Origin of the sequence: Escherichia marmotae (assembly GCF_002900365.1) — a bacterium.
Lineage (GTDB): Bacteria > Pseudomonadota > Gammaproteobacteria > Enterobacterales > Enterobacteriaceae > Escherichia > Escherichia marmotae.
The window spans coordinates 3,901,674-3,920,641 of sequence record NZ_CP025979.1; the positions used below are offsets into that span (position 1 = coordinate 3,901,674).

At 49.8% G+C, this 18,968-nt stretch carries 17 protein-coding genes and 1 other RNA gene; 9 read left to right on the plus strand and 9 right to left on the minus strand.

Annotated features, from left to right (window positions below; all coding sequences use genetic code 11):
* Window positions 1-4: 4 nt before the first annotated feature.
* The 8 genes from tdcC to garP form a co-directional block, all read right to left on the minus strand.
* Window positions 5-1,336 (minus strand): threonine/serine transporter TdcC, encoded by a 1,332-nt coding sequence (gene tdcC, locus C1192_RS19950; protein WP_000107717.1) that lies wholly within the window; start codon window positions 1,334-1,336, stop codon window positions 5-7.
* A gap of 21 nt (window positions 1,337-1,357) precedes the next feature.
* Window positions 1,358-2,347, minus strand: a complete 990-nt coding sequence (gene tdcB, locus C1192_RS19955; protein WP_000548354.1) for a bifunctional threonine ammonia-lyase/L-serine ammonia-lyase TdcB — start codon at window positions 2,345-2,347, stop codon at window positions 1,358-1,360.
* Between the two features lie 98 nt (window positions 2,348-2,445).
* The gene (gene tdcA / locus C1192_RS19960) at window positions 2,446-3,384 is read right to left on the minus strand and encodes a transcriptional regulator TdcA (RefSeq protein WP_000104220.1); all 939 of its coding nucleotides are present in this window, start codon (window positions 3,382-3,384) and stop codon (window positions 2,446-2,448) included.
* Window positions 3,385-4,149: 765 nt separating this feature from the next.
* Window positions 4,150-4,526, minus strand: an RNA gene (rnpB, locus tag C1192_RS19970) — RNase P RNA component class A.
* A gap of 32 nt (window positions 4,527-4,558) precedes the next feature.
* Complete coding sequence (gene garK, locus C1192_RS19975; RefSeq protein WP_016249234.1) at window positions 4,559-5,704, minus strand: glycerate 2-kinase; 1,146 nt, start codon at window positions 5,702-5,704, stop codon at window positions 4,559-4,561.
* Window positions 5,705-5,796: 92 nt separating this feature from the next.
* The gene (garR, locus tag C1192_RS19980) at window positions 5,797-6,690 is read right to left on the minus strand and encodes a 2-hydroxy-3-oxopropionate reductase (protein WP_000178109.1); all 894 of its coding nucleotides are present in this window, start codon (window positions 6,688-6,690) and stop codon (window positions 5,797-5,799) included.
* A gap of 29 nt (window positions 6,691-6,719) precedes the next feature.
* Entirely contained in the window at window positions 6,720-7,490 is a 771-nt protein-coding gene (gene garL / locus C1192_RS19985; RefSeq protein ID WP_001058055.1) for a 2-dehydro-3-deoxyglucarate aldolase, read from the minus strand.
* A gap of 15 nt (window positions 7,491-7,505) precedes the next feature.
* Complete coding sequence (garP, locus tag C1192_RS19990) at window positions 7,506-8,840, minus strand: galactarate/glucarate/glycerate transporter GarP (RefSeq protein ID WP_038354451.1); 1,335 nt, start codon at window positions 8,838-8,840, stop codon at window positions 7,506-7,508.
* Between the two features lie 372 nt (window positions 8,841-9,212).
* Here garP and garD point away from each other — a divergent pair, with 372 nt between their 5' ends.
* On the plus strand, window positions 9,213-10,784 hold the full coding sequence (gene garD, locus C1192_RS19995) for a galactarate dehydratase (protein WP_001273732.1): 1,572 nt from the start codon (window positions 9,213-9,215) through the stop codon (window positions 10,782-10,784).
* A gap of 51 nt (window positions 10,785-10,835) precedes the next feature.
* Here garD and agaR read toward each other — a convergent pair whose 3' ends face one another.
* Entirely contained in the window at window positions 10,836-11,660 is an 825-nt protein-coding gene (agaR, locus tag C1192_RS20000; protein ID WP_000072182.1) for an aga operon transcriptional regulator AgaR, read from the minus strand.
* A gap of 248 nt (window positions 11,661-11,908) precedes the next feature.
* On the opposite strand from agaR, the gene kbaZ reads away from it, so the two are divergent.
* The 8 genes from kbaZ to agaB all read left to right on the plus strand — a co-directional run bounded on the left by kbaZ (window position 11,909) and on the right by agaB (window position 18,943).
* Window positions 11,909-13,189: a tagatose-bisphosphate aldolase subunit KbaZ gene (kbaZ, locus tag C1192_RS20010; RefSeq protein WP_016262581.1), complete on the plus strand. Its 1,281-nt coding sequence runs from the start codon at window positions 11,909-11,911 to the stop codon at window positions 13,187-13,189.
* Window positions 13,190-13,215: 26 nt separating this feature from the next.
* Window positions 13,216-13,689, plus strand: a complete 474-nt coding sequence (agaV, locus tag C1192_RS20015) for a PTS N-acetylgalactosamine transporter subunit IIB (RefSeq protein ID WP_001132993.1) — start codon at window positions 13,216-13,218, stop codon at window positions 13,687-13,689.
* A 10-nt stretch (window positions 13,690-13,699) separates the two neighbouring features.
* Complete coding sequence (gene agaW, locus C1192_RS20020; protein ID WP_038354450.1) at window positions 13,700-14,488, plus strand: PTS N-acetylgalactosamine transporter subunit IIC; 789 nt, start codon at window positions 13,700-13,702, stop codon at window positions 14,486-14,488.
* Window positions 14,478-15,356, plus strand: coding sequence for a PTS N-acetylgalactosamine transporter subunit IID (gene agaE, locus C1192_RS20025; RefSeq protein ID WP_010379159.1), 879 nt, complete (start codon window positions 14,478-14,480; stop codon window positions 15,354-15,356). The genes agaW and agaE overlap by 11 nt, the downstream gene beginning before the upstream one ends.
* A gap of 17 nt (window positions 15,357-15,373) precedes the next feature.
* Window positions 15,374-15,808 carry a PTS galactosamine/N-acetylgalactosamine transporter subunit IIA gene (agaF, locus tag C1192_RS20030; RefSeq protein ID WP_038354449.1) on the plus strand — a complete coding sequence of 145 codons (435 nt, stop codon included), beginning with the start codon at window positions 15,374-15,376 and terminating at the stop codon, window positions 15,806-15,808.
* A gap of 463 nt (window positions 15,809-16,271) precedes the next feature.
* The gene (locus tag C1192_RS20035) at window positions 16,272-17,426 is read left to right on the plus strand and encodes an AgaS family sugar isomerase (RefSeq protein WP_001114899.1); all 1,155 of its coding nucleotides are present in this window, start codon (window positions 16,272-16,274) and stop codon (window positions 17,424-17,426) included.
* Window positions 17,427-17,438: 12 nt separating this feature from the next.
* Window positions 17,439-18,299, plus strand: coding sequence for a tagatose-bisphosphate aldolase subunit KbaY (gene kbaY / locus C1192_RS20040; RefSeq protein ID WP_038354448.1), 861 nt, complete (start codon window positions 17,439-17,441; stop codon window positions 18,297-18,299).
* Window positions 18,300-18,466: 167 nt separating this feature from the next.
* On the plus strand, window positions 18,467-18,943 hold the full coding sequence (agaB, locus tag C1192_RS20045) for a PTS galactosamine transporter subunit IIB (RefSeq protein ID WP_000098037.1): 477 nt from the start codon (window positions 18,467-18,469) through the stop codon (window positions 18,941-18,943).
* Window positions 18,944-18,968 lie beyond the last annotated feature (25 nt).

An 18,968-nucleotide genomic window follows, 5' to 3' on the forward strand; every position in this document is an offset into this window, starting at 1 on the left:
CAGATTAAAACAGTTTGTATACGATGTTCAGGATGGTCAGCAGACCAATCACGGTGACAAACACGTTATCCAGACGACCACGGTATTTCGCCAGAGACGGCGCTTTACGAATGGCGTACATCGGCAACAGGCACAGCAGTGAGGCAATAATCGGTGCACCCATCGCTTCAATCAGGTCCAGAATGTTCGGGTTGGCGTAGGCGACAACCCAGGTAGAGCCCATGATGAAGATCATGCTGATAGTATTCAGTTTACCCAGCGACACTTTGGTTTTGTCACCTTTATAACCGAACTTCAGAATCAGACCGTTCAGACCTTCCAGCGTCCCCAAATAGTGACCGAAGAAAGATTTGAAGATAGCCACCAGTGCGATGATGGAAGCCGCATATTCCAGCGTAATAGCGAACGTCGTTTTGGTGCCGGTCATGGACGCAAAGTGGTTAGCCAGATAAGAAAGTACCGGAATATTCTGCGCTTTCGCTTCCGCCATATTCGCCGGAGAAAGTGTAAACAGGCAGCTAAAGGCGAAGAACATCACTACCGCAACCATCAACATGCTGGCACGAGAGATAATTTGTGAACATTTACGCTCGGTGAAGTCGCGTCCAAAATCTTTCTCATACTCTTCACGTTTAGAAACCACGAAGGAAGAGACGATTGGCGAGAAGTTAAAGGAGAAGACCATAATGGAAATCCCCAACCAGACGGTGATCAGAATGCCATCATGACCCGTTAACGACAGCGCACCGAGATCAACTTGATCGATAACCGCAGAGTTCCAGTAAGGGATCAGCGACAGAGAAATCAGCACCAGGCTGGCGATAAACGGCCATACCAGGTAGCTCATTACTTTAACCATCAGATCCTTACCAAACCAGATGACGAAGGCCATCAACAGCAGCAGGAACAGCGCCACAAAGCCGCGATTCAGTGGCGCAAAGCCGAGCTGGTTTTCCCAGAAAGTCATAAAGGTGTTGGTAATGGTAACGCCATAAATCCACAGCAGTGGGCAAATCGCGAAGAAATACAGGAACGTAATGACCACGCCGCCGGTTTTACCAAAATGCTCTTCCACCGTTTCCGTAATGTTGCCGGAAGGGTTAGAGCCGGAAAGGCACAGACGCGCCAGCGCCCGGTGACAATAAAACGCGATTGGGTATGCCAATACCAACATCAGCAGAATCGGAATTAGTCCGCCAAAACCTGCGCGGATAGGGAAGAACAGCACCCCGGCGCCGATTGCCGTGCCAAACAAACCTAACGTCCATGTGGTATCTGATTTACGCCATGACGATTGTTTTGTCTGGCTGGATACAATGCTATCTGAAGTACTCATATCCTATCCTCAACGAATTAATTAAGCGCCAACGAAACCGGTGATTTGAGAGACGCGGGAAAGATCGATATTACCGCCGGAAATAATACTGACGGTTTTTCTGTTTTGAATATATTGGTCTAATTTACCGCTTAATAATGCAGCACATGCCAGAGCGCCCGCGCCTTCGGTGACGACTTTATTGCGCTGAATTAAGGCAATCATACTGTTTCTGATTTCGTCTTCGCTAACCAGCACGATATCATCGACTAATTCACGAACGATTTCGTAAGTTAAATTACCCGGGCGAGCGACATCACAACCATCCGCCAGGGTGCCGGTAGTTCGGTGCGTGGTTATTTCTCCCGAGTGGAAAGAAGCCGCCATACCGTGAACGTTTTCTGACTGCACACCAATAACACGGATAGTTGGGTTAATAGATTTAATCGCCACTGCAATACCGGCAATTAAACCACCACCGCCAATTGGTACAATTACGTTATCGACATCATAGAGATCTTCCATAATTTCCAGACCAATCGTTCCCTGGCCGGCAATGACTTTCGGATCATCATAAGGGGGAATAAAGATGCGACCTTCCGTTTCGACAATTTCACTTACTTTGGCGATGGTATCGTTGAAGTTATCGCCATGCAGTACGACTTCAGCGGAGTAGTCACACGTTGCCGCAACTTTGGATTTTGGCGCGCCTTTCGGCATCACGACTTTACCATCAATCCCCAGCATCGCACAGGAAAGCGAAACCCCTTGTGCATGGTTGCCCGCCGAACAGGCCACTACCCCCTTGCGTTTCTCGGCATCGGTTAAGGAGCTTAATTTATTAAATGCACCTCGAATTTTAAATGAACCAGTACGCTGCATGTTTTCAAACTTCAGGAATATTTCACCTTTGCAACGTTCACTAAAGTAGTTAGAGCGAGGCATGCCTGTTTTATAAATTCGCCCAGCCAGACGTTGTTTTGCTTCAATAATGTCATCAATAGCAACCGGCAGATCGTATGTAATATGCATTATAAAACCTCTTCGCCTGAATTAAATTTGTAGGTAACCGTAACCAACACCTGTAAAAATACAGGTGGATTATTCATGTTTAAATAAAAAACAAATAACTAACCAACTTCTATTAATTGCCTTCGTCGACACCCATTATAAGATGAATACTCTTTAGCTAATTCCACCAAAACTGATGCTGCTTTTTTGATACGATAATTTTTTGACCATACTGCGGCATATCGTGCCACCGGCAACGTTTCCTCAACCGGAATAGTAATAAATTGATTAGAACCAAAAGGTGAAGTCATATCGCAGGGAATAACGGTTAAGAAATCAGCATTGAGAACAAGATTATAAATGGTGACGACCGAGTCGGTTTTAACGATGTTTTCAATACTGATGCCATTTCTTTGTAGCGTGGTGAGTAGCTCGCTGTAGTATCCCATATTCGTTTGTGGCAACACCCACTGTTCGTTCTTCAAAGACTCCAGCGTGGTGGTGCCGGTGCATGTTCGGGACTTACCGGCAACCAGCACGAATTCTGATTCGAACAGCGGCTCAACATGCAAATCCTGAAGCTTCATTTCTGCACTTAACGTACCTATCGCAAAATCCAGGCGCCCATCGCGGATAGCCGGTAAGAACGAAGACAGTTGCGCTTCATACATTGAGACCTGCGCTTTCGGGAACACCTCTTTGAATTTGTTGATCATCCCGGACATAAAGGTAAAGCCAATCAGCGATGGAAAACCAAATGAGACTTCCACTACAGCCTCAGTGGACATACCGCTAATCTCATTAACCATATTTTTCATTTCGCGGGTAATGGATTCGGAACGAGAGAGCAACAATTGACCAGCAGGTGTCAGCGTTACGCCGGTATTTTTCCGAACGACTAATTCAACGCCAAAATAATCTTCAATATCGTTAATGATTTTACTTACCGCTGGTTGAGTTAACCCTAATTCTTTTGCAGCCGATCCAATAGAGCCACTTCTGATGACTTCCTGAAAGACTACCAGGTGTTGCGTTTTAGGAAGAAGAATAGTGCTCATAACAACCTGCGTTAATTACCTCATTGACGGAATGAATTGTATCAAAATGGAATGAACAGGATATGTGCGACCACTCACAAATTAACTTTCAATAGTTTTCCAGGTAAATCCTTAAAGCGATATACCCATTTAATATCAATTAGTTAGACAATAAAAATCAACACAAAGCCTGACTTTTATCAAAAAAATAAGGGGGGATAACCATATTTTATGGCGATAACAACACGCTTGATTTTTCTTATTAGAAAATGCGCTTAGACGATATTTCAATCAATTACCGTGTATTTCGCAGACGAATTTTAAGTTAAATTTAATGCGCAAGTTATCAAATTTTATTATAAATAAATCGTTTTCATAGATAAATAATGCGGCACATCACATTTTTTTGCGCCATTTGTTGAAGATGAAACATTGATCATAGCAAAGACTTAAAACCAAATAAACATATATTAAACAAATAAAACAATTGATTAACGTCATTTTTCCTCTCAATGGCAGGACGTCATTTTGTGAACGCAATCGTTTCCCATGATTTATTCTTGTTTTACGGTTACCGAATAGCATTTTGTGTTGAGGATCACAAAACTAATAATTGCTATTCGAAGTAAGTTATCAGCATAGACCACAGGATGGCTAAAAAGAGTGTTTATATTAAACCAACAGGCCGCGCTCTTTTGGGTATAGCGTCGTGGACAGTCATTCATCTTCCCGCCCTCCCAAAAAAGCAAAAACCCGCCAGCTTGCACTGACGGGCTTTGTTAAATCAGGTGAAACTGACCGATAAGCCGGGTTCTGTCGTGGACAGTCATTCATCTAGGCCAGCAATCGCTCACTGGCTCAAGCAGCCTACCCGGGTTCAGTACGGGCCGTACCTTATGAACCCCTATTTGGCCTTGCTCCGGGTGGAGTTTACCGTGCCACGGACTGTTACCAGCCGCGCGGTGCGCTCTTACCGCACCCTTTCACCCTTACCTGATCCCACTTGCGTGGGCCATCGGCGGTTTGCTCTCTGTTGCACTGGTCGTGGGTTTCCCCCCCAGGCGTTACCTGGCACCCTGCCCTATGGAGCCCGGACTTTCCTCCCCTCCGCCCGTCTCCCCCGAAGAGGACGACGACGAAGCGGCGACTGTCTGGTCAGCTTCGGCGCGAAGTATAGAGGGTTTGCGCGCCCTTGTCACCCCGCACTGCGCATTCCAATCGCCAGTGTGGCGGCGATATTGCGTGAAGCGCGGTAAATATTGTCATAAGCCCCGCTGAAAGCTTCATCCAGGGTAACAATGCTGTTCAACACGCTGAATACGGCATCGATGCCGTGCTGATGCACAACGCCGACATCCTTCGTCAGACTCCCTGCAATACCAATTACCGGTTTATGGTATTTCTTCGCGACATTCGCTACGCCAATCGGTACTTTGCCGTGGATACTCTGGCTATCAATGCGCCCTTCTCCGGTGATCACCAACGTACAATCGTGAATATGTTCTTCCAGATTCAACGCCGTAGTCACAATCTCAATGCCGCTCTTTAGCTCTGCACCAAGAAACGCCATTAGCGCCGCCCCCATACCGCCCGCAGCACCAGATCCGGGGACGTCTTTCACATCAACATACAGCGATTTTTTGATGACATCAGCATAGTGAGAGAGATTCTTGTCCAGCTCAACAATCGTGGCTTCATTAGCCCCTTTCTGCGGGCCAAAGATACGTGACGCGCCGCTGTCGCCCACCAGCGGATTGGTGACATCGCAGGCGACGCGAATCGTACAATCCTTTAAGCGTGGATCAAGGCCAGAGATATCAATGGTATTCAGGGTATTGAGGCTGCCGCCACCAAAGCCGATTTCATTACCACTGGCATCGCTTAACTTCGCTCCCAGCGCCTGCACCATTCCCGCGCCGCCATCATTGGTAGCACTGCCGCCAATGCCGATAATAATAGTGGTTGCGCCGCTCTCCAGCGCCTGCAAGATTAACTCACCCGTACCACGAGAAGTGGTCACCAACGGATCACGCTTTTCCGCTGGAACCAACGCCAGCCCACTGGCCGCCGCCATTTCAATAAACGCGGTTTTACCGTCGCCAGAGATCCCCCAACAGGCATTCACCTTCTCACCCAGCGGCCCCGTAACCCAGGCTTGACGTTCGGTCCCCTGAGTGGCAGCAATCATCGCTTCCACCGTTCCTTCACCGCCATCAGCAACGGGAACAGAAACATAGTGTGCATCAGGAAAAATTTCCCGAAATCCCTTTTCTATCGCCTGCGCAACCTCGCTGGCAGATAAACTTTCTTTGTAAGAATCTGGGGCGATTACGATTTTCATATCTTTGCCTGTTACCACATGACGCCGGAGGGCGTTTCTCTTATTCGGCCTGGCTCCCAGCCCGGATTGCACCACGCCATCCGGGCACGACGTCACTCGCGAGTGACTTCGACTTTCGCCAGTTTTTCGTAGTAGCACGCCAGAGCGCTGTGGTCTGCTGTTCCCAGCCCATCGGCACGCAGCGCCTGCATCATCTCCATGACCACTGCGGTCAGCGGCAATTGCGCACCAACGTCATGGGAGGTATCCAGCGCATTTGCCAGATCCTTAATATGCAGATCGATACGGAAGCCCGGCTTGAAATTCCTGTCCATCACCATCGGCGCTTTTGCATCGAGTACAGTACTTCCCGCCAGCCCACCACGAATCGCCTGATAAACCAGATCAGGATTAACGCCCGCTTTGGTTGCCAGCGTTAACGCTTCTGACATCGCCGCAATATTCAGCGCTACAATGACCTGGTTTGCCAGTTTGGTGACGTTGCCTGCACCGATTTCTCCGGTATATACAACGGATCCCGCCATCGCTTTCATCAAGTCATAGTATTTGTCGAAAATAGCTTTGTCGCCACCCACCATCACTGACAGGGTGCCATCGATGGCTTTCGGTTCACCGCCGCTCACCGGGGCGTCCAGCATATCAATACCTTTCGCTTTCAGTGCTTCGCTGATTTCACGGCTTGCCAGCGGAGCGATTGAACTCATATCGATTAATACCGTCCCTGGTTTTGCACCTTCAATGATGCCATTTTCCCCCAGCGCCACTTCTTTCACGTGCGGAGAGTTTGGCAGCATGGTAATGATGACATCGCACTGTTCAGCGATGGCTTTAGCCGTAGACGCGGTTTCTGCGCCTGCGGTAATCACGTCAGCGATAGCTTCTGGATTACGGTCAGAAACCACCAGCGAGTAACCTGCTTTCAGAAGGTTTTTACTCATTGGTTTACCCATAATACCCAGGCCAATAAAACCAACTTTCATAGTCATATCAATCATCTCTCTTGTTGCGGTGGTCGTTATTTTTTAAAGGCATCTGCCAGTTTCTGCGTGGCGGAGCGGAAAATACCGAGGTCGCTGCCGACAGCGACAAATGTGGCACCCCATTCCAGATAACGGCGTGCATCGGCTTCAACTGGCGCGAGGATGCCACTGGGTTTACCGTAAGCGCTGGCGCGGTTGAAAATATGTTGAATCGCTTTTTGTACCTCCGGATGTGACGCATTGCCGAGATGACCTAATGCCGCCGCCAGATCGCTGGGGCCAACGAAAATGCCATCAACGCCTTCGGTCGCAGCGATGGCGTCAACGTTATCGACGCCCTGCTGGCTTTCGATTTGCGCCAGAATGGCGATGTTCTTATTCGACCGGGCGAAATAGTCCGGTACGGTGCCAAACATATTGGCGCGATGAGAAACGGAGACGCCGCGAATACCTTCTGGTGGATAACGCGTTGATGCTACCGCCTGTACCGCGTCTTCTTCCGTTTCGACAAAGGGGATCAGGAAGTTGTAAAAACCGATATCTAACAGGCGCTTAATAATCACCGGTTCGTTGGTCGGCACCCTCACTACTGGCGCACTGGCGCTACCTTTCAACGCCATCAACTGCGGGATGAACGTGGAAATATCGTTTGGCGCATGTTCGCCATCCAGCACCAGCCAGTCAAAGCCAGCCAAACCAAGAACTTCAGTGCTGATCGGGTTGGAAAGTGCTGACCAGCAGCCAATCTGTACCTGTTTCGCAGCCAACGCGGCTTTGAACTTATTGGGGAAAATATCATTATTCATCGCTTATACCTTTGCTTATTTCTGCAATTCCATACGTTTAATGTCACCAACCACGAAGAGGTAGCAGGCCATTGCCATCAGCGCCGAACATCCCACAAATACCAGCGCCGCATTGAAGGAATGCAGTTCACTAACCAGGTAACCAATCACCAGTGGAGTGACAATGGAGGCGACATTGCCAAAGACGTTAAAGACGCCGCCGCAGAGGCCAACAATCTCTTTCGGTGCGGTATCGGAAACCACCGGCCAGCCCAGTGCGCCAAATCCTTTGCCAAAGAAGGCTAACGCCATCAGCATGACCACCAGCGTGGCGTTGTTGGTGTAGTTACATAAGATGATGGTGGAAGCCAGCAACATTCCCAGCACAATTGGTAGCTTACGTGCCAGAGTCAGTGACAAACCGCGTTTGATCAGATAATCCGAGAAGACACCCCCAAGCACGCCGCCAGCAAATCCACACAATGCCGGAATCGACGCAACCAGGCCGACTTTCAGAATCGACATCCCCTTTTCCTGTACCAGATAAATCGGGAACCAGGTGAGGAAGAACCAAGTGATGGTGTTGATAAAATATTGCCCGAAAAATACCCCCAGCATCATGCGGTTAGAGAGCAATTGCTTGATGTAATGCAGCTTAGGACCGCTTGCTGTCGCACCGCCTGGCTTTTTGTGATCCATATCGACCACCGCACCATTTTCGGAGATAAACTTCAACTCTTCCGCAGACATGCGCGGATGGTCTGTCGGGTTATGAATCAACTTAATCCACAGCGCCGTTAGTACAAAACCAATCCCCCCCATAACGGTAAAGACGTGCTCCCAGCCCCAGGCGAAAGTCAGCCAGCCAAGCAGTGGCGAAAAGAGCGCCAGCGAGAAATATTGCGCCGAGTTAAAGATGGCGGAAGCTGTTCCGCGTTCTTTAGTCGGGAACCAGGCAGCAACAATACGGGCGTTCGCCGGGAATGACGGCGCTTCCGAGAAGCCCAACATAAAGCGCATGAAGAACATGGAGATCCCTGCCCAGGCAATAGGGAACATATCGACAAAGCCTTGCAGGAAGGTAAACAGCGACCAGAAAAAGAGGCTGTAAGTGTAAACTTTCTTCGATCCAAACTTATCCAGCAGCCAGCCGCCAGGGATTTGCATTAGCAGATAGGCCCAGCCAAAAGCGGAGAAAATGTACCCCATCGAAACCGTGCTTAATTGCAGTTCTTTTGCTACTTCAGTACCGGCAATCGACAGCGTTGCACGGTCGGCATAGTTAACGGCTGTCACAATAAAAATAATAAATAATATTAAATAGCGGGTATGCACGCTTTTCTTTTTTTCTTCAATGGTGTCCAGAATCATTTTATTTACCTCGGGTACTTATGTTGATTTTTATTATTGGGAAGGTATTATTTATGAGTTCCATTCATATAGTTATGACAATGGCCTCGTGAATTAGTATAAGCAGCGGGGTAATAATAATCATTGTGCAAATGCGAACTTAAATAATGTAATTTAAATATTATTTTGAGCATATGCACATAACATTGCGCGCTAAAGCACAGATTTACGCTTTGCCTTGCCGGGTAGCGTCGCAATCCCTGAAATGATTGACATTGATCACATTTCTACCGTTAAACTCCTGACATTCTTATTTCACCTAATGAAGTTATTTATTTTTAAATGAGATCTAATGCTCATTTTAATATCCCCCTGGCTGGAGAATATTGAACAATGGCCAATATCGAAATAAGACAAGAAACGCCGACTGCGTTTTATATAAAAGTTCATGACACAGATAATGTGGCAATTATTGTTAATGATAATGGCCTGAAAGCAGGAACGCGTTTTCCGGACGGCCTGGAATTAATTGAGCATATTCCCCAGGGGCATAAAGTCGCATTGATCGACATTCCTGCTGATGGCGAAATTATTCGTTATGGCGAAGTGATTGGTTACGCCATGCGCGCCATCCCACGTGGAAGCTGGATCGATGAATCGATGGTGGTTCTGCCTGAAGCGCCCCCCTTACATACTTTGCCTCTGGCAACCAAAGTGCCGGAACCTTTACCGCCGCTGGAAGGTTATACCTTTGAAGGCTATCGCAATGCCGATGGCAGTGTGGGCACCAAGAACCTGCTCGGCATCACGACCAGCGTGCATTGTGTGGCAGGCGTCGTCGATTACGTGGTGAAAATTATTGAGCGCGACCTGCTGCCGAAATACCCGAACGTCGATGGTGTGGTGGGGCTGAATCACCTGTACGGCTGTGGCGTGGCGATTAATGCCCCAGCGGCGGTGGTGCCTATTCGAACCATTCACAACATTTCGCTGAACCCAAACTTTGGCGGTGAGGTGATGGTGATTGGCCTCGGATGCGAGAAATTGCAACCAGAGCGCCTGCTGGTCGGTACGGACGATGTGCAGGCTATTCCACTGGAAAGCGCCAGTATTGTCAGCTTGCAGGATGAAAAGCATGTCGGTTTTCAGTCAATGGTTGAGGATATTTTGCAGGTTGCCGAACGCCATCTGCACAAGCTGAATCAACGTCAGCGAGAAACCTGCCCGGCTTCAGAACTGGTTGTTGGTATGCAGTGCGGCGGCAGCGATGCGTTTTCTGGCGTGACAGCCAATCCGGCGGTTGGCTATGCGTCTGATCTGCTGGTGCGCTGCGGTGCAACGGTGATGTTCTCGGAAGTGACGGAAGTACGCGACGCCATTCATCTGCTGACGCCGCGCGCCGTTAACGAAGAGGTCGGTAAGCGTCTGCTGGAAGAGATGGAATGGTACGACAACTATCTCAATATGGGGAAAACCGACCGCAGCGCCAACCCTTCGCCGGGAAACAAAAAAGGCGGTCTGGCAAACGTCGTGGAGAAGGCTCTCGGCTCCATTGCCAAATCAGGTAAAAGCGCGATTGTAGAAGTGCTGTCGCCAGGGCAGCGTCCGACCAAACGTGGATTAATTTACGCCGCGACGCCAGCCAGCGACTTTGTCTGTGGCACCCAACAGGTGGCTTCAGGAATTACCGTTCAAGTATTTACGACCGGTCGCGGCACACCTTACGGCCTGATGGCAGTGCCGGTCATTAAAATGGCAACCCGCACTGAACTGGCGAACCGTTGGTTTGATTTGATGGATATTAATGCGGGCACCATCGCCACCGGCGAAGAGACGATTGAAGAGGTGGGCTGGAAACTGTTCCACTTTATTCTCGACGTTGCCAGCGGAAAGAAGAAAACCTTCTCAGACCAATGGGGGTTGCATAACCAACTGGCGGTGTTTAACCCGGCACCGGTGACTTGATAACTCAATTTGTATTATGCCCGATGGCACACGTTTATCGGGCATAGTAAGTCATAGCGAAGACGCATTCTCCCCGACCAGAATCACCTCAACCCCGGCCTTTCGTAGCCCTTCCAGACTATCCGCAGGAATGCCTTCATCGACAATGATCATATCGATCCGCTGGGTATCAATGATCTTATGTAAACTGGAGCGATTGAACTTACTGGAATCAGTGACCACGATGATCCGTTCCGCAACTTCGCACATCCGGCGGTTCAAACGGGCTTCATCTTCATTGTGCGTACTGACGCCGCGCTCCAGATCGATAGCATCTACACCGAGAAACAGCATGTCGAAGTGGTAATTTTGCAGCGATTGTTCAGCCTGATCGCCATAAAAAGATTGTGACTGACGGCGCAAATGCCCGCCGGTCATCAGTAGCTCAACGCCCTCAGCTTCCAGCAAAGCATTAGCCACGTTCATACCGTTGGTCATCGCAATCACGTCAGTATGCTTGCGCATCAGACGGGCAATCTCAAAGGTTGTGGTTCCGGAGTCGAGGATCACGCGATGGCCAGGCTTAATCAGCTCAACAGCAGCTTTCGCAACGCTGCGTTTCATCGCAGTGTTGAGCGCACTTTTATCTTCCACCGAAGGTTCGACTGACGGTGTCGTGCTATCGCAGATCAACGCGCCACCATAAGCACGCACGGCGATCCCCTGCTTTTCCAGAAATGCCAGATCGTTACGGATCGTCACCGTAGAAACGCCGTACAATGCCGATAGATCATTAACTTGCACACTTCCTTGCTGCCGCAGGCGCTGAATGATCTGTTCTCGTCTCTCACTGGTGCCTGTTACTCGCTTCTCGCCTGAAGCGTCGGTATTACTCATAGTAAGTCCTTTCGTAAAGCTTTCGTTTCATTTCGTTTTGCTTATTAACGCCTTTCTATTAACCAAATGCAAGCCCACATTGCCCATTGACGCAAGCGCCCCTCGTTTCAGGAGCTTTCATTATGTTTCTTTTGTGAATCAAATCAGAAAACTATTATCTTTCGTTTTATTTTTATCTCACCATGACGCAGTATCAATTGAAAGAAAACGAAAGATCAAGGTTGCAGTAATCTAAACTGGAGAGGAAAGTGAAACATCTGACAGAAATGGTGAGGCAGCACAAAGGGGGCAAAACAAATGGGATTTATGCCGTTTGTTCCGCACATCCGCTGGTGCTGGAAGCTGCCATCCGCTACGCCTTCTCAAACCAAACGCCACTACTGATTGAAGCAACGTCCAATCAGGTGGATCAGTTCGGCGGTTATACCGGAATGACGCCTGCCGATTTTCGCGGCTTTGTTTGCCAGCTTGCCGACTCGCTGAATTTCCCACAAGACATGCTAATTCTCGGTGGCGATCATCTGGGACCTAACCGCTGGCAAAACCTGCCCGCAACCCAGGCGATGGCTAATGCCGATGATTTGATAAAAAGCTACGTCACGGCGGGATTCAAAAAAATTCACCTTGATTGCAGCATGTCCTGTCAGGGCGATCCGATCCCCTTAACCGATGACATCGTTGCTGAACGCGCCGCTCGCCTGGCGAAAGTGGCGGAAGAAACCTGCCGTGAACACTTTGGCGAGGCCGATCTGGTGTATGTCATTGGAACTGAAGTTCCGGTTCCTGGCGGCGCACATGAAACCTTAAGCGAACTGGCAGTGACTACACCGGATGCCGCCCGCACCACGCTGGAAGCCCATCGTCATGCTTTTGAAAAGCAAGGTCTGAATGCCATCTGGCCACGTATTATTGCGCTGGTGGTACAACCCGGCGTCGAATTCGATCACACCAACGTTATTGATTATCAGCCTGCAAAAGCGATCGCCTTAAGTCAGATGGTCGAAAACTACGAAACACTGATTTTCGAAGCTCATTCTACCGATTATCAAACACCGCAATCGCTGCGCCAGTTGGTCATTGACCACTTTGCCATTCTGAAAGTTGGCCCGGCGCTGACCTTCGCCCTACGTGAAGCACTGTTTTCTCTGGCGGCTATCGAAGAAGAACTGGTGCCAGCAAAAGCCTGTTCTGGTCTGCGTCAGGTACTGGAAAACGTGATGCTCGACCGTCCGGAATACTGGCAAAGCCATTACCACGGGGACGGGAACGCGCGTCGTCTGGCACGCGGCTACAGTTACTCGGATCGCGTGCGTTATTACTGGCCAGACCGGCAGATTGATGATGCTTTCGCCCACCTGGTCCGCAACCTGGCAGATGCGCCAATTCCGCAGCCACTCATCAGCCAGTACCTGCCGCTGCAATACGTAAAAGTTCGCTCCGGCGAGCTACAGCCAACGCCACGGGCACTCATTATTAACCATATTCAGGACATCCTGGCGCAGTACCACGCTGCCTGTGAAGGCCAGTAAGCCATAACAAAAACGAGGAACACGCTATGCCAAATATTGTTTTAAGCCGGATTGATGAACGCTTGATTCACGGTCAGGTCGGCGTTCAGTGGGTTGGATTTGCGGGGGCAAATCTGGTTCTGGTAGCCAATGATGAGGTTGCCGAAGATCCGGTACAACAAAACCTGATGGAAATGGTGCTGGCAGAAGGGATCGCCGTGCGTTTCTGGACACTACAAAAAGTGATCGACAACATCCACCGCGCTGCTGATCGGCAGAAAATCTTGCTGGTTTGTAAAACACCAGCCGATTTCCTGACGCTGGTTAAAGGTGGCGTTCCGGTTAACCGCATTAACGTTGGCAATATGCACTACGCCAATGGCAAACAGCAAATCGCCAAAACGGTTTCTGTGGATGCGGGCGATATCGCGGCATTTAACGACCTGAAATCCGCAGGGGTGGAATGCTTCGTTCAGGGCGTCCCGACAGAACCTGCTGTGGACCTCTTTAAATTACTTTGAGGGATTCATCATGGAAATCAGTCTGTTGCAGGCATTCGCGTTGGGCATTATCGCCTTTATCGCTGGCCTGGATATGTTTAACGGCTTAACCCATATACACCGCCCGGTGGTTCTCGGGCCGTTGGTCGGGCTGGTACTTGGCGATCTGCATACCGGTATTTTAACTGGCGGTACACTGGAGCTGGTGTGGATGGGGCTGGCTCCGCTGGCGGGCGCACAGCCACCTAACGTGATTATCGGTACTATCGTCGGCACGGCATTTGCCATCACTACCGGCGTGAAACCGGATGTCGCGGTCGGCGTCGCCGTACCTTTCGCGGTCGCGGTACAAATGGGGATTACCTTCCTGTTCTCGGTGATGTCTGGTGTGATGTCCCGCTGCGACCGAATGGCGGAGAATGCCGATACGCGCGGTATTGAGCGCGTAAACTATCTGGCGCTACTGGCGCTACTGGCGCTCGGCACCTTCTATTTTCTCTGCGCTTTCCTGCCAATTTACTTCGGTGCGGAACATGCCAAAACCATCATTGATGTCCTGCCGCAACGGTTAATCGACGGCCTCGGCGTCGCGGGCGGCATCATGCCAGCAATCGGTTTTGCCGTACTACTGAAAATCATGATGAAAAACGTCTATATCCCTTACTTCATCCTGGGGTTCGTTGCCGCCGCCTGGCTCAAGTTACCGGTGTTGGCTATTGCCGCCGCCGCGCTGGCGATGGCGCTGATCGACCTGCTGCGTAAATCTCCTGAACCGACTCAACCTGCGGCACAGAAAGAGGAATTTGAAGATGGCATCTAATCAAACGACCCTGCCGAACGTCAGCGAAAATGAAGAAACACTGCTGAACGGCGTCAATGAAAACGTATATGAAGATCAGAGCATTGGCGCAGAGCTAACGAAAAAAGATATCAATCGCGTCGCATGGCGTTCCATGCTGTTACAGGCTTCTTTCAACTACGAACGTATGCAGGCTTCCGGTTGGCTGTACGGTCTGTTACCTGCACTGAAAAAGATCCACACCAATAAACGCGACCTGGCGCGCGCCATGAAAGGGCATATGGGTTTCTTCAATACTCACCCGTTTCTGGTGACGTTTGTTATTGGCATTATCCTCGCGATGGAGCGTTCCAAGCAGGACGTTAACAGTATTCAGAGCACCAAGATTGCTGTCGGTGCGCCGCTGGGCGGGATTGGCGATGCGATGTTCTGGCTGACGTTGCTACCAATTTGTGGCGGGATTGGTGCCAGTCTGGCGTTGCAAGGATCTATTCTCGGCGCTGTCGTATTTATTGTTCTGTTCAACGTGGTGCATCTCGGTCTGCGTTTTGGCCTTGCACATTACGCTTATCGCATGGGCGTCGCGGCGATCCCGCTGATTAAAGCGAATACCAAAAAAGTCGGCCATGCGGCGTCTATCGTCGGGATGACGGTAATCGGCGCGCTGGTTGCAACCTATGTCCGTTTAAGCACCACTCTGGAAATCACGGCGGGCGACGCAGTGGTTAAGTTGCAGGCTGACGTTATCGACAAACTGATGCCTGCCTTCTTACCGCTGGCCTATACCCTGACCATGTTCTGGCTGGTACGTCGCGGCTGGAGTCCGTTGCGCCTGATTGCAATCACGGTGGTTCTCGGCATCGTCGGTAAATTTTGCCATTTCCTTTAAATACAATGAGGTAATAGATGTTAAGTATTATTTTGACAGGGCATGGCGGATTTGCCAGCGGCATGGAAAAAGCGATGAAACAAATTCTCGGTGAGCAATCGCAGTTTATCGCCATCGATTTTCCGGAAACCTCAAGCACCGCGCTGCTTACATCGCAGCTTGAAGAAGCCATCGCCCAACTGGATTGTGAAGACAGCATTGTTTTTCTGACGGATTTGCTCGGCGGCACGCCGTTTCGCGTGGCTTCAACGCTGGCGATGCAAAAACCGGGCTGTGAAGTGATCACCGGCACCAATTTGCAACTGTTACTGGAGATGGTGCTGGAGCGTGAAGGGTTAAGTAGCGAAGAGTTTCGCGTGCAGGCGTTGGAGTGCGGACACCGTGGGCTGACCAGTCTGGTGGACGAGCTGGATCGCTGCCATGAAGAATGTCCGGTCGAGGAAGGGATATAAGGTAAGCGCCCCGCCGCTGTTAGTAAAAGACAGTGGGTGACGTTTTACACTTTCGTTTCTTTTCTGGCTTTCACTTCCCCCGCAAGGTCTTTCTTTTGTTTTGACCTTTGCACCGGTGTCGGATGCGACGCTGACGCGTCTTATCCGACCTACGAAGCGTCGTTGCGGCGTAAATGTCGGATGTCTTATCCGACCTACGGCTGGTGACAGCCAGGCGGATAAGGCGTTTACGCCGCATCCGGCAATCAGTGCTGATATTTACACCATCATGCAATCCCTTTCACTTCCCTTATCTTTTCTTTCACCGATCACAAATTTCGTTTTATTTCTTTTTTCACCATTGAACTTTCAGTTTCTTTTCTATAAATTTTAATCAACGAAAGAAATAACCAAGTGAAATGAAACGAAAGGCAAGCGAAAGCTACCCGCCTGAAGTCAAGTTCATCAGACTAAGGATTGCGTTATGCCAGAAAATTACACCCCTGCTGCTGCAACCACCGGCACATGGACTGAAGAAGAGATCCGCCATCAGCCTCGCGCATGGATCCGTTCGCTCACCAACATCGACACGTTACGTTCTGCGCTCGATAACTTCCTTGAACCGTTACTGCGCAAAGAGGATCTGCGGATCATCCTGACCGGAGCCGGAACCTCGGCATTTATCGGTGACATCATCGCGCCATGGCTCGCCAGCCAGACTGGAAAAAACTTCAGCGCCGTACCGACCACCGATCTGGTCACTAATCCAATGGATTACCTGAATCCAGCTCATCCTCTGCTGCTGATCTCCTTCGGTCGTTCCGGCAACAGCCCGGAAAGCGTCGCTGCCGTGGAACTGGCGAATCAGTTTGTGCCGGAGTGCTACCACTTGCCGATCACTTGTAACGAAGCGGGCGATCTCTATCAAAACGCGATTAACAGCGACAACGCGTTTGCCCTGCTGATGCCAGCAGAAACGCACGATCGCGGCTTTGCGATGACCAGCAGCATTACCACCATGATGGCCAGTTGCCTCGCGGTTTTCGCGCCAGAGACGATCAACAGCCAGACCTTCCGTGACGTGGCGGATCGTTGCCAGGTAATCCTGACCTCGCTGGGCGATTTCAGCGAAGGTGTGTTTGGTTACGCGCCGTGGAAACGGATCGTTTATCTCGGCAGCGGTGGCTTACAAGGCGCGGCACGCGAGTCGGCGTTGAAGGTACTGGAACTGACTGCGGGTAAGCTGGCGGCCTTTTATGATTCCCCAACCGGATTCCGTCATGGCCCGAAATCGCTGGTCAATGACGAAACGCTGGTGGTGGTGTTTGTCTCCAGCCACCCTTATACCCGTCAGTATGATCTTGATCTGCTGGCAGAATTACGCCGCGATAACCAGGCAATGCGCGTGATCGCCATCGCCGCTGAAAGCAACGACATTATCACCGCGGGTCCGCATATCATCCTGCCGCCGTCCCGTCACTTTATCGACGTTGAGCAGGCATTTTGCTTCCTGATATACGCTCAGACGTTTGCACTGATGCAGTCGCTGCATATGGGCAATACGCCGGATACCCCATCAGCCAGCGGCACCGTTAACCGTGTGGTGCAAGGTGTCATTATTCATCCGTGGCAGGCATAAGAGGATCGCATTATGAGTATTATCTCCACCAAATATCTGTTACAGGATGCCCTGGCCAATGGTTACGCAGTGCCTGCCTTTAACATTCATAACGCCGAGACGATCCAGGCGATCCTCGAAGTATGTAGTGAAATGCGATCGCCGGTGATCCTCGCCGGGACGCCGGGCACCTTTAAACATATCGCCCTGGAAGAGATCTACGCCCTGTGTAGCGCCTATTCCACGACCTACAACATGCCGCTGGCGCTGCATCTCGACCACCACGAATTGCTGGATGATATTCGCCGTAAAGTCCACGCCGGCGTGCGCAGTGCGATGATCGACGGCAGTCACTTCCCGTTTGTCGAGAACGTGAAGCTGGTGAAATCGGTTGTCGACTTCTGCCACTCGCAGGATTGCAGCGTGGAAGCGGAACTGGGTCGCCTGGGCGGTGTGGAAGATGATATGAGCGTTGACGCCGAAAGCGCGTTCCTTACCGACCCACAAGAAGCTAAACGCTTTGTCGAACTAACGGGCGTCGACAGCCTGGCGGTGGCGATTGGTACGGCGCACGGGTTATACAGCAAAACGCCGAAGATTGATTTCCAGCGACTGGCGGAAATTCGTGAAGTGGTGGATATTCCACTGGTGCTGCATGGTGCCAGCGATGTCCCGGATGAATTTGTCCGTCGCACTATTGAACTTGGCGTCACAAAAGTGAACGTTGCCACGGAATTAAAAATAGCCTTCGCTGGCGCAGTAAAAGCCTGGTTTGCGGAAAATCCGCAAGGTAATGATCCTCGTTATTATATGCGCGTCGGCATGGATGCAATGAAAGAAGTTGTCAGAAACAAAATTAATGTCTGTGGTTCAGAAAATAGAATATCCGCGTAATTATTGATTTTTTTACGATTTATTTGAGTGTGCTGCCCGGTTAATATCGGGTAGTGCCTTAATGGCAAAGGAGATTATTAAAATTTAATAAATACACCAATATAATATCGCAACAGTAATATATTTAAATAAATTATATTATTCAACTTTTATGGTGAGGATTAAAAATGAGCAGTCCAAATATTCTCTTAACCCGTATTGATAATCGTCTGGTTCATGGCCAGGTTGGCGTTACCTGGACATCCACCATCGGCGCAAATTTGCTGGTGGTCGTGGATGATGTTGTCGCTAATGATGATATTCAACAGAAATTAATGGGCATTACCGCGGAAACTTACGGTTTTGGCATTCGTTTCTTTACTGTCGAAAAAACCATTAACGTCATCGGCAAAGCTGCACCACATCAGAAGATATTCCTGATTTGCCGTACACCGCAAACAGTACGTAAATTGGTGGAAGGGGGAATAGAACTGAAAGACGTTAACGTCGGCAATATGCATTTCTCGGAAGGGAAAAAGCAAATCAGCAGTAAAGTTTATGTCGATTTTCAGGATCTCGCTGATTTACGTTTTATTAAGCAACGCGGCGTGAATGTTTTTATTCAGGACGTCCCCGGTGATCAAAAAGAACAAATACCTGACTAAATCTAAAATCGCCTTAATATTGGTT

What these genes read in the sequence shown, in the direction of transcription:
- tdcC (WP_000107717.1), bottom strand. Translation starts at nt 1,336, where the DNA reads ATGAGTACTTCAGATAGCATTGTATCCAGCCAGACAAAACAATCGTCA.
- tdcB (WP_000548354.1), bottom strand. Translation starts at nt 2,347, where the DNA reads ATGCATATTACATACGATCTGCCGGTTGCTATTGATGACATTATTGAA.
- tdcA (WP_000104220.1), bottom strand. Translation starts at nt 3,384, where the DNA reads ATGAGCACTATTCTTCTTCCTAAAACGCAACACCTGGTAGTCTTTCAG.
- garK (WP_016249234.1), bottom strand. Translation starts at nt 5,704, where the DNA reads ATGAAAATCGTAATCGCCCCAGATTCTTACAAAGAAAGTTTATCTGCC.
- garR (WP_000178109.1), bottom strand. Translation starts at nt 6,690, where the DNA reads ATGACTATGAAAGTTGGTTTTATTGGCCTGGGTATTATGGGTAAACCA.
- garL (WP_001058055.1), bottom strand. Translation starts at nt 7,490, where the DNA reads ATGAATAATGATATTTTCCCCAATAAGTTCAAAGCCGCGTTGGCTGCG.
- garP (WP_038354451.1), bottom strand. Translation starts at nt 8,840, where the DNA reads ATGATTCTGGACACCATTGAAGAAAAAAAGAAAAGCGTGCATACCCGC.
- garD (WP_001273732.1), top strand. Translation starts at nt 9,213, where the DNA reads ATGGCCAATATCGAAATAAGACAAGAAACGCCGACTGCGTTTTATATA.
- agaR (WP_000072182.1), bottom strand. Translation starts at nt 11,660, where the DNA reads ATGAGTAATACCGACGCTTCAGGCGAGAAGCGAGTAACAGGCACCAGT.
- agaV (WP_001132993.1), top strand. Translation starts at nt 13,216, where the DNA reads ATGCCAAATATTGTTTTAAGCCGGATTGATGAACGCTTGATTCACGGT.
- agaW (WP_038354450.1), top strand. Translation starts at nt 13,700, where the DNA reads ATGGAAATCAGTCTGTTGCAGGCATTCGCGTTGGGCATTATCGCCTTT.
- agaE (WP_010379159.1), top strand. Translation starts at nt 14,478, where the DNA reads ATGGCATCTAATCAAACGACCCTGCCGAACGTCAGCGAAAATGAAGAA.
- agaF (WP_038354449.1), top strand. Translation starts at nt 15,374, where the DNA reads ATGTTAAGTATTATTTTGACAGGGCATGGCGGATTTGCCAGCGGCATG.
- C1192_RS20035 (WP_001114899.1), top strand. Translation starts at nt 16,272, where the DNA reads ATGCCAGAAAATTACACCCCTGCTGCTGCAACCACCGGCACATGGACT.
- kbaY (WP_038354448.1), top strand. Translation starts at nt 17,439, where the DNA reads ATGAGTATTATCTCCACCAAATATCTGTTACAGGATGCCCTGGCCAAT.
- agaB (WP_000098037.1), top strand. Translation starts at nt 18,467, where the DNA reads ATGAGCAGTCCAAATATTCTCTTAACCCGTATTGATAATCGTCTGGTT.